Source organism: Microcoleus sp. S13_C3 (assembly GCF_036700905.1).
Lineage (GTDB): Bacteria > Cyanobacteriota > Cyanobacteriia > Cyanobacteriales > Microcoleaceae > Microcoleus.
Map to the genome: position 1 here is coordinate 54,267 of NZ_JAUBPT010000022.1, position 10,047 is coordinate 64,313.

The 10,047-nt window shown below is 44.8% G+C and carries 14 protein-coding genes; 8 read left to right on the plus strand and 6 right to left on the minus strand.

The window, feature by feature from the left end:
* Position 1: 1 nt before the first annotated feature.
* Entirely contained in the window at positions 2-949 is a 948-nt protein-coding gene (locus tag QUA16_RS09130; RefSeq protein ID WP_333102809.1) for a hypothetical protein, read from the minus strand.
* A gap of 235 nt (positions 950-1,184) precedes the next feature.
* On the opposite strand from QUA16_RS09130, the gene QUA16_RS09135 reads away from it, so the two are divergent.
* From QUA16_RS09135 to QUA16_RS09170, 8 genes are all read left to right on the plus strand, one after another.
* A complete protein-coding gene (locus QUA16_RS09135) occupies positions 1,185-1,826 on the plus strand; it encodes a PD-(D/E)XK nuclease family protein (protein ID WP_333102810.1) in 642 nt (213 codons plus the stop codon).
* Between the two features lie 194 nt (positions 1,827-2,020).
* Entirely contained in the window at positions 2,021-2,560 is a 540-nt protein-coding gene (locus QUA16_RS09140; RefSeq protein ID WP_333102811.1) for a Uma2 family endonuclease, read from the plus strand.
* 222 nt (positions 2,561-2,782) lie between these two features.
* Positions 2,783-3,964 carry a GTPase gene (locus tag QUA16_RS09145; RefSeq protein ID WP_333102812.1) on the plus strand — a complete coding sequence of 394 codons (1,182 nt, stop codon included), beginning with the start codon at positions 2,783-2,785 and terminating at the stop codon, positions 3,962-3,964.
* A gap of 271 nt (positions 3,965-4,235) precedes the next feature.
* Positions 4,236-4,781, plus strand: coding sequence for a Uma2 family endonuclease (locus tag QUA16_RS09150; RefSeq protein ID WP_333181101.1), 546 nt, complete (start codon positions 4,236-4,238; stop codon positions 4,779-4,781).
* A gap of 265 nt (positions 4,782-5,046) precedes the next feature.
* A complete protein-coding gene (locus QUA16_RS09155) occupies positions 5,047-5,364 on the plus strand; it encodes a 2Fe-2S iron-sulfur cluster-binding protein (protein WP_333102813.1) in 318 nt (105 codons plus the stop codon).
* Positions 5,365-5,421: 57 nt separating this feature from the next.
* A complete protein-coding gene (locus QUA16_RS09160) occupies positions 5,422-5,613 on the plus strand; it encodes a hypothetical protein (protein WP_333102814.1) in 192 nt (63 codons plus the stop codon).
* On the plus strand, positions 5,610-6,878 hold the full coding sequence (locus tag QUA16_RS09165) for a DUF3326 domain-containing protein (RefSeq protein WP_333181102.1): 1,269 nt from the start codon (positions 5,610-5,612) through the stop codon (positions 6,876-6,878). The genes QUA16_RS09160 and QUA16_RS09165 overlap by 4 nt, the downstream gene beginning before the upstream one ends.
* Positions 6,879-6,924: 46 nt before the next feature.
* Positions 6,925-7,518 carry a CPBP family intramembrane glutamic endopeptidase gene (locus QUA16_RS09170; protein ID WP_333102817.1) on the plus strand — a complete coding sequence of 198 codons (594 nt, stop codon included), beginning with the start codon at positions 6,925-6,927 and terminating at the stop codon, positions 7,516-7,518.
* 220 nt (positions 7,519-7,738) lie between these two features.
* On the opposite strand, the gene QUA16_RS09175 is transcribed toward QUA16_RS09170, so the two are convergent.
* The 5 genes from QUA16_RS09175 to QUA16_RS09195 are packed head-to-tail and all read right to left on the minus strand — an operon-like array spanning position 7,739 to position 9,887.
* Complete coding sequence (locus QUA16_RS09175; RefSeq protein ID WP_333102819.1) at positions 7,739-8,143, minus strand: TIGR02588 family protein; 405 nt, start codon at positions 8,141-8,143, stop codon at positions 7,739-7,741.
* Positions 8,140-8,994, minus strand: a complete 855-nt coding sequence (locus QUA16_RS09180; protein WP_333102820.1) for a TIGR02587 family membrane protein — start codon at positions 8,992-8,994, stop codon at positions 8,140-8,142. Before QUA16_RS09180 ends, QUA16_RS09175 begins: the two co-directional genes overlap by 4 nt.
* Positions 8,995-9,050: 56 nt before the next feature.
* A complete protein-coding gene (locus tag QUA16_RS09185) occupies positions 9,051-9,380 on the minus strand; it encodes a type II toxin-antitoxin system PemK/MazF family toxin (RefSeq protein ID WP_333102821.1) in 330 nt (109 codons plus the stop codon).
* A gap of 3 nt (positions 9,381-9,383) precedes the next feature.
* A complete protein-coding gene (locus tag QUA16_RS09190; RefSeq protein WP_172184599.1) occupies positions 9,384-9,605 on the minus strand; it encodes a hypothetical protein in 222 nt (73 codons plus the stop codon).
* Between the two features lie 42 nt (positions 9,606-9,647).
* Positions 9,648-9,887 carry a DUF2283 domain-containing protein gene (locus tag QUA16_RS09195; RefSeq protein WP_333102822.1) on the minus strand — a complete coding sequence of 80 codons (240 nt, stop codon included), beginning with the start codon at positions 9,885-9,887 and terminating at the stop codon, positions 9,648-9,650.
* Positions 9,888-10,047 lie beyond the last annotated feature (160 nt).

Below are 10,047 nucleotides of genomic sequence, written 5' to 3' on the forward strand. Positions count from 1 at the left end.
GTTACGGTTTTTCCACAACCTCAAAACATTGATAAAAGACTTGCCAATTGCCTTGTTTTTCCAAGTGTTCAAATAACTCTTTAAGCCGTTCAGCATTCCATTCCGGTAAAGCTTCCTCTTCACGGGGAATCAACCAAGGTAAATTTAAAGGCTTCTCCACTGCTATTGCTAAAAATTCTTCCTTTCCTAGTTCTTCAAAAGAAAACATTTCTTTATTATCATCTGCCACAGAACCCTCTTGAGGCAGCGTCATCGGTGGTTGATTCACACCATTAGGTGCATATCCCAAAGATGGACAGAGTATATATTTCATCTCAGCACTGCGATACAACAAAAGCATTTGATAGTTAGGATATGCCAAATCAACCCTCATCGACAACGGCTGATTAATTGGAATTGTGGGGTCAACTTTTCGTGCCGAAGACCGAGGCGATAGCGGCTTAAGTGCTCTAGTACCAACTCCCACTGATGCCATTTCTTGCTCAGTTAAAAACTGTATCCAATCGGGAGCCGTTTTAGCTTGTTTCTTTAAAATCTCCCAACCATTAATGTCAACCCACCGCAGGTATTTATGATTCCACAGCCACTTATAAGCCTCTTTCCAAGGACTAAATTTTTTCTGACTCTCTTGATCTTCTTTTCCTTTAAGTGTCCCTCCTGCTTTAAGATTTAACAGCGCCTCAATATTCACGCCATCCGCTTTCATCTCTTCTCCGTAGGCTTTGTGAAATACCTTAATCACTTTCCCAATGGTTTGATTTATTTTGTCTTTGCAATAAACTACTAAATCATCTTCCATTAGTTTAGCAATTTCTTTATTAGTGCTTACTCTGTTGTCCGGGTGATTCTCCGGGGCGAATCGCCGAAGAAAACAAGCCTTCTCCTCACTCAGGTTTCCAGGAAATAGCGATTCAGCGATTTGGTTGTGAAAATTTTGCTTAAGATTCATACATCCACTGCCATAACTCAGCCTTATCAGCTTATCTTAGCAAGCTTGTCTCTAGCGGGCAACTCCTTAGCGTAAGTCATTATTTAAAATAATTTGCCATAATTAGACATTATTTGCAATTATTTAATCACTCAAAATTCTCATTTATTATCACCAACAATTATCTAAAATTAACTAGACATCATTTTGGAGTGGGTGTCATCGTAAAGATATCCCAAACACACCTATAAAAAATATGCCAACACAAGCGCAAAAAAGATTCAATCCCTACGCCACTGTAACTGGGATTGCCGAACTTTTAGCAACCGAAAAAGATTGCCTACACGCATTATGGCAACGAACTCACTATCAATTTGAAAAACAACTGAGTACCTATGACCCCTCAGAACATGAAGAAAAGCTGATTCAACGAGCAGTACAACTGCAAAAAGAAGGCTTCACCGTCTATGTTGAAAATCAAAATTCCTTCAAATATAAAGGTCAAACCTTTGATATCTGCGTTGCCGGCAGACCAGATATCATTGCTATCAAAGATGATTGGGCTGTTGTCGAAGATATCAAAACAGGCAAGCGCAAAGATTCACATAAAATGCAAGTGCTCCTCTATATGTCAATGTTGCCCTTTGCACCCGAAACCAAAAATCTGTTTAAAGGTCACATTCCGCACGGGCGCTTAGTTTATCGAGATGGCATTTTAGATATTGCCAAGTGGTATGTTAATGAGCAATTTAGACAGCGTTTGCAGCAGTTAATTGCTATGCTTTGTAATTCTCAACCTCCCAACCCAAAACCTACCGATTGGGAATGTCGCTATTGTAAGGTTCCCTCTGCGTGCTGTTCTGTAAAAATGAGCCGAGGAACTAATTTATTTGCATAAGTCGATCGCCGGAAATACCCGTAATGCCGACAACCGATACGTTAAAAGCTGTCGCTATTAGAAGCAAGTCAGCCTACGTTGCTCGGCCTGACGGCGTTACCGTATAATTTCAGCAGTGTCGGTCAAAGTGCGATCGGCCTTGCAGATCAGCCATAATAGTAACAAGTGAATTTTGTAAAAACGAGGAAATAACTATGGTCACTGCTACCATAATATCAGACAATTTAGCTCTAGAAGAGTTCACGGTCGCTCCGCCCGACAACATGGAATTGGTAGACGGCCAACTTGTGGAGAAAAATGGCATGACACTAAAGACGGGTAAAATTCAGTTAAGCCTGGGGGATGCTTGGAAAAATTACAAAGATTCTAGCGGACAAGGGGGAGAAGCTTATGTCGAGGTTCCTTGTCGCACTAACCAACAAATTCGCCGCCCCGATGTCGCTTATCTCACACCCGAATTAGTTGCACAATTTGGCAATCTTGCCACTTTACCCCAAAGTTTTCCCTTAATTGCCGAAATAGTTTCACCCACCGATATCGCTGAAGATGTCTTTCTCAAAGCACAGGAATATTTAGAATCTAGCTGTGAAGAAGTCTGGTTAGTTTTTCCCGAAAGTCATTTAGTATTTGTGATAACTCAAAATCAAATATTGACATTTCGATCCGGCGATACCGCCAGCACCCAACAAATCCTGGTCGGTTTTAGCATCGAGGTCGATCGATTGCTAGCTTAAACATCAAACTAAATTGCTACAATATCTTTAAGACTCCCCAGTCCGCGTAGGCGGACTTCGTTTGTATAGCCCCGAATTCTATTCGGTGGTGTTTAATCTTCGTTTGTAGAGCCTCCGAATTCTATTCGGTGGTGTTTAATCCTTCGTTTGTGTAGCCTCCGAATTCTATTCGGTGGTGTTTAATCCAGATTCGATATCCCACCATTATCGGAGCAAACCACCATGTCAGACGACTTTTCCTTAGACGAGCTTTTAAATAGAAGTTACTACGCCTTCAAAGACGCAGAAAACCAAGTGGGACAGTGCAATGTTTTAGTCATCGGCAAAACTGGTGTCGGCAAAAGTACCCTAATAAATTCCGTTTTTCGCCAACGCTTAGCAGAAACCGGAGTCGGCCGCCCCATCACTCAAGGCATTCGCCAATATACCAAACCGAATTGCCCAATTACCGTCTACGATACTCCCGGACTCGAACTCAACGCCGAACAAATTAAAGTTATTCAATTAAACGTTGCTAAACTAATTGAAGACCAAAGACTCCTGCACCCCAAAGAACACATTCACGTCATCTGGTACTGCATCAATCACAGCGCCAATAGAATAGAATCTGTCGAGGAAAACTGGCTAAAAGAAATGGAAGTCAAAGACGTACCAGTTCTTTTAGTGCTGACTCAGACCACATCTAAAAAGCCGGGCGAGTTTTTCAAGCAACTGGAACACATGAATTTACCAGTCAGTCAAATTATCCCCGTCATGGCTGAGCCGGAAGAAATTGATGAGGATTATACAGTAAAATCTCACGGTTTAGACAAGTTGGTAGATGCAACTTTTCAACTGCTGCCCGAAGTAGCTAAAAAAGCTTTTGTTAAAGAACAAATTGCAAATATTGCGCTCAAATCCGATATGGCATTTAAGTATCTAAGTGCTTATGTTGCAGGTTCCGCAATTGTCGGCGCCACTCCTGTACCGTTTGCTGATGCGCCGATTTTGATGACGATGCAAACGGCAATGATTGCTAATATTACTGTGATTTTTGGAATGCCCTTTGATAAGGGGTTTATTTCGGCGATGCTGTCTGCTATTAGCGGCGCTGGCGGTGTGACTGCTGTCGGCAGAAGTATTGTTACTAATTTGATTAAAATGATTCCTGGTGCGGGTACTGTTGTCGGCGGTGCAATCTCCGGTGCAACGGCGGCAACTCTCACGCTTGCCCTCGGTTTGGCTTACATTGAAGTGCTTAAAGCTTATATGAAATCTCAAATTAATGGGGAACAACTTTCTTTGCAGCAGTTGACAAAGATGTTTGTGGATTTTTATAAGGATTATGCTAGTTCTGGGCGTAAAACTTTGAAGGATGACAAACAGAATCAGCCTAAGCCTCCCAATCAAATTAATATTGAGTAAATTGGTCATGGGGCATTGGGCATCGGGTATGGGTTATTTTTTGACTCCAACGGAGATATTGCACCATTCTCAATAAGCCTTTTATGAACAGGCAAGATGCCTGTTCCACAAAGATATTAATTTTCTTGTGGAACAGGCATCTTGCCTGTTGCTGAAAATGGTGCAATATCTCAGTTCCAATCAACTCATTCCCAATTCCCAATTACCAATTCCCAATTACCCATTACCAATTGATTGCTACAATATGAGTGAATTCTGCAAAAGGGAGTAAATGGCTATGGTAATGGCAGCCGTTTTATCAGAAAATGTTTCTCTAGAAGACTTTATAGCCTGTCCCGCCGATGATATGGAATGGGTGGACGGGCAAATCTCGGAGAAAAATGGCATGACAGTAAAACACAGTCGAATCCAATCTAGACTAGATCGTGCTTGGGGAAATTACAAAGATTCTAGCGGACAAGGCGGCGAAGTGTATACAGAAGTTCCTTGCCGTACTGACAGGCGAGTGCGCCGTCCTGATGTAGCTTATCTGACTCCTGAATTAGTCTCACAATATGGTGATGTTCCTACTTTGCCTCAAAGTCCGCCGTTAATTGCTGAAATAGTTTCTCCTACTGATATTGCGGAAGAAATTTTTCTGAAAGCACAAGAATATTTAGATTCGGGTTGTCTGGAAGTTTGGATGGTTTTTCCAGAAAGTCGCTGGATATTGATAATGACTCAAACTCAAAAGTTAACTTTTAACTTGGGTTCTACAGTCAGCACTCAGCTAGTGCTGCCTGGTTTTAGTGTGGCGGTTGATGAGTTGTTGGCTTGAAGGCAAAAAATTAATTAGGTATAAGTGCTGTGTGGCACAGTTCCGTCGTGAGGCTTGTAATAATTTGTGAAAAAGTCATTGACAAAATTCCGTAGCTTGCGGGGCGGGACGCCATCGCTCGCCCAGCCATTTAATAAAAAAAATTATCAATAAAAAATGCAGTTGTAAAATTGCACAAAAGCACAAACAGCGGTAAAATACTGATTGCTTTGTTTCCAAATCTAGCGTAAATTCCAATTGGGGAATTAAAACCAATAATTGAAATATGTCTAAGACTTACACTGTTGAATTGATCCACCAAGGCACTACCTATACCGTAGAAGTACCCGAAGATAAACAAATTCTCCGCGCCGCCAACGCCGCCGGCATTGAGTTGCCGAGTTCTTGCAATGCGGGGGTTTGTACTACTTGCGCTGCTAAAATTATTGAGGGTCAAGTCGATCAAGTTGATGGCATGGGCGTTAGTCCCGAACTTCAGGCAGAAGGTTATGTGTTACTGTGTGTTGCTTATCCCCGATCGAACTTGAAGATAGAAACCGAAAAAGAAGACATTGTGTACGATCGCCAATTCGGTAAATCCTAGGGCTAAGCTAAAATTGAGCTAAGTACCGATCACAGTAAAATCACTATGGATCGCCCGATGACTACCCATTTCATTTCCGCAGAAGTTGACCTCCACGATACCGCCGAAGAATTGCACTCGGCGATAGAAATTGAACTGCAAAAGCACGGCGAACCCCTGCGGTGGGCAGTCACAGACGTGGATGTCGATCGGCAAAAGGCTGTGGTAGAAGGCTACGTGCTCGTGGAAGCATCCCCCGCAACACCGTGAACCCCCGCCCTTTGACAGTGGTTTTGATAGTCCCCACAGGCGTTGGAGCCTCGATCGGGGGCTTTGCAGGAGATGCGCTGCCCGTGGCTAGGGCGATCGCCCAAATTTCAGACACCCTGATCACTCACCCCAACGTTCTCAACGGCGCTCAACTTTATTGGCCGATACCTAACGCTCTCTACGTTGAAGGTTACGCCCTTGACAAATTTGCTGCCGGATGCTGGGGACTGCAACCGGTACATCAAAATCGCATCGGCTTAATCCTCGATGCTGGCATTGAACCAGACTTGCAGTTGCGGCACTTGCAAGCGGCTGATGCTGCTAGAGCTACATTGGGTTTGAATATAACCGATTGTGTTTTAACCGATCGCCCCCTGCAAGTAGAATTGCGTATTTCTGAATCAGGGGCATCCTGGGGGACGATCGGCAATCCCGACAGTTTATTGCGCGCGGCAGAAAAATTAATCACACAAGCAAGAGTAGAGGCGATCGCAGTTGTAGCCAGATTTCCCGACGATGAAGGCAGCCTCGCCCTCGAAAACTACCGCCGTGGCAAAGGAGTTGACCCCCTCGCCGGCGCGGAAGCTGTGATCAGCCACCTCGTCGTCAAAACGTTTAAAATCCCCTGCGCCCACGCCCCGGCGTTGTCTGCGCTTCCCCTCGATCCGCACCTGTCCCCGCGATCGGCTGCTGAGGAAATCGGTTATACTTTCCTACCTTGTGTGCTTGCCGGCTTGAGCAAATCACCCCAGTTTGTCACTCCTACTGTGGGACAGGCATCTGGGCTGTCACAATTTATCACTCCTACTGTGGGACAGGCATCTGGGCTGTCACAATTTATCACTCCTACTGTGGGACAGGCATCTTGCCTGTCACAGGTATTGGGCGGGCAAGATGCCGGCACGCAGGTATTGGGCGGGCAAGATGCCCAACCCCTACTCCCCACAAGAGAGAAATTCTATGCAAACAGGCGAGATTTCGAGTCTCAGGGTTTGTGGGCCGATCGAGTCGATGCGGTGGTGATACCCGCCACAGCCTGCGGCGGCAGTGCTATTCTGAGTTTGAGTGGGCGATCGTCCGTACAAATCATCGCTGTCGGCGACAACAAAACCCAGATGCAGGCGACTCCAGAAAAACTCGGAATCAAAGCTTTGCAGGTAAACTCATATTTAGAGGCGATCGGAGTTTTGGTCGCTTTGCGATCGGGCATCAGTCCAGCTTCCTTGGGCGCAGACATCTCCCCCCTGCGTTGTTTGTCTGACTAAACCCAACAAATCTCAAATCTAAAACCTCAAATCTAAAAGTGATTAAGTGGCAGAAAAACTTCCCGGAAATCCTGAAATTGAACCCTTGACGCGCACCCAAGTTTTAGTAGCAATGGGCGTGACAGCAATTATGTTGCTGGCGGTAGCTAAATTGTGGTTGCTATTTGGATCGGTATCGCTTTTGCCAGTCAAATTGATAGGAATGGACTTGCTCAAAGGATGTGCGCTCGGACTGGCAATTACAGGTGGCAGTGCGATCGTTTATCACCTCTGGCCAGCTTATCGCCGGAGTGCTGATGTTTACTTGGAAGTAGTGCTCAAACCTTTGTTTTGGCCGGATTTAATTTGGCTGGGACTGCTGCCGGGACTTAGCGAAGAATTGCTATTTCGAGGCGTGATGCTGTCTGCTTTGGGATTGAATGTTACCAGTTTAGTTTTATCGAGTTTTTGTTTCGGCATTCTGCACTTGGGAGCCCTGGATCAGTGGCCTTATGCTGTTTGGGCAACGGCTGTCGGATTGCTGTTGGGTTACAGCGTTTTAGCTACTGGGAATTTGTTAGTGCCAATTACGGCTCATATCTGCACGAATTTGATTTCTAGCTGTGTTTGGAAGTGGGAACACAATCTCGTGAAGCGTTAGCTCGATCGCAATTCCAGAGCGATTGAAATCGCGCCTGCGCGGAATCTAGCAATAAATGCCAACGCGCAAGGGGGTTTTGAGATTGAACGAACCGCGAAGACGCTAAGGGCGCGTTCGGCGAAGCCGTTCCCGTTCCCCGCAGGGGTTCGGTGAAGGGTAGGGTAGGAAGAGAAAGAGTTCACGAAGGTGAAAAGGTTTTAACCGCCGAGTTTTATCTGTGTTAAGGCAGTTTGTAGCTGCTAGATCGCACAATTAACTCACCTTGACTGGGGTTGCGGCTGAAGATAAAAGCTCCTTCTTGAGTTTCGCCGGTTGACAAAAAATCTATTTGTTGATCGCCGGATTCTACAACTTCGCCATTTACGCGCAATTCGGCAATAATTTGCACTGATTCAGCCGTTTCGCCGCCCGTGTTTGTCACTGTAAACGGTACGTAAAATTGCCCTTGATTTTCGCGAATAGGCGTGTTCCGAGTGACAGAAATAATCGGAGGTTCCTGCTTTTTAGTCACCCAGTTGTAGATTACGAGTCCGGTGAGGGTAAAAAGGATCGAGCAGGCGATCGCAAATGTCACCCATTCAGCAGGAGTTCTTTTTTCTTGCTGTTCGTTATTGCTTTCACTCATACCGCCAACCTCCCCGCCGCGCCGCCAATAGTCGCGGGCAATCCCAATACTAACGTATAGTTCAACCAAATCGACCACGGGTCGTCAAAACTGAGTTTGTGGAAGAAAAACATCATAAATGCAGAAGCCACCAGCGACACTAAATAGGCCATGACAGTTTCGCTGAGGGGACGCTGAAAAAGCCCTTGCTGCTGCTGCCGTTTTGCTTGATAAGTAAAGCCTGCTACAAATACAATACCGTAGGAAATTAGCAGCGAGGCGGCGATAATTGCTAATTGCCAAGGCGGCGAAATACCTGCCGCTAGCATGGGAATTTCGTCAGTTGGGGCGATATTGAAAGCAATGATCATCGCGCCGATTAAAGTAGCGCCGATATCTGCTACAGTTGGATTGATGCTAGGTTCCTTTTCGCTGTCTGAGCTTTGATAGCGATCGCCGCTCAAGAAACCGTTTGCTAGCGCTACTCCCAACGCAAACGGCAGGCCTTCAAAGATGATTTTCCCCAAAGTTTCTTGCAGCGGAGTCTCCGGGGTAATTTCCCTGAGCAAAAACAGGACAAAAGCGGCGCTGACAAGGCCAATGGCGATCGCTTCTACGGTATCGATTGCAGCATCTAGCCAGCGGATGTCTTGAGTTTTGCGAAAACCTTCAGTGCGAGTCAGCAAGAAAACGACGAGAAAAGTAGTTGCGATCGCGATCGACATTGCCGCTGGTTTAGTATACGAACCTATCCACCAAACCTCCATCGTATAAAGCAGGGGAATCCCGAACAAAAAGCCGCCCGATGCGCCTCGAATGATGTCGTTTAGTTCATTTGACCACTGATTTTTACGTCTTTTTGATTTTTTCATTTTTGATTGAAAACGCACCTCAAAAATTGGGCAAGTAAATATTTTTTTAAACTGGCTCAAATAGAATACCATATTTGTTGTATTCTTTCTCTAACTTGCGTCCAGTCGCTAGCGGTTAAAATTCCCAATCGACGATTGACCAAACGCTTTTCTATTGTGTTCACCTTATGGAGTCGAACCACTGACGAACGCAACAAACCTGCCTGCTCCCATTCTACAATCTCAATATCAAAAACAGTCTTAGTTGTTTGACTTGTCACTCGTGCAACAACAATATCTTCATCTCCTGCATCCAAAAGTACCAGCACAGGACGGAGTTTTGATGTTGTTACATCGGCAAACGGTAGTGCGAGTAAGAGAACTTCTCCTGATTGATAATTTGGCATATTTCAAATATTGTCGTAGATAGCATCTTCCTCGCTGTAGCCAGCTAATAATTGCTCAGCAGCAAGGATCTGCCAAGCAGCGTTTTCCTCTTCTGTATCAGTTGGTTCTTGCACCAGAACAATAACTCGGACTTCTTGGTTAGCTGCCAAGTATTTTAAGAGAGTATCGGGAAATTCTATTTTCCCTTCATCTGTGACTTTTGCTGGAAACTCGTAGGCTTTCATGGTAGGTTTTAATCTGTATTGAACATAATTTTATTAAGGCAGTTATAGTGCGAGTTTAATCTCAGAATATTCTCCTAAAGCTTCGTTGACAACAATCAGTTTTCCTTGACTATCCGCCCCTAGTTGTTGATTGGCATTGAGTAATTCAATTCCATAAATAGTACCGTCTGGGGCAATATCCACATTCATTTGCTCGCTAACTTGGATAGTTTTTACCTGTGCGGTTTTTTCTTGCAGGTATATATAAGCTACGTTGTATCTCGGATCGTAAGTCAGTTTCACGGGAACCTCCTGCTCAAAAGAATTTGACAATTACAGTGATAATCATCCAGTCTTCGCCTTCTGGGGCTGCGATCGCCTCCACTTTCACTCTAACAATAGTAACGACTATTATTCCCACAGCCAGAGAAAGATTAAGCACTACCAAGATATACTTGGGTGT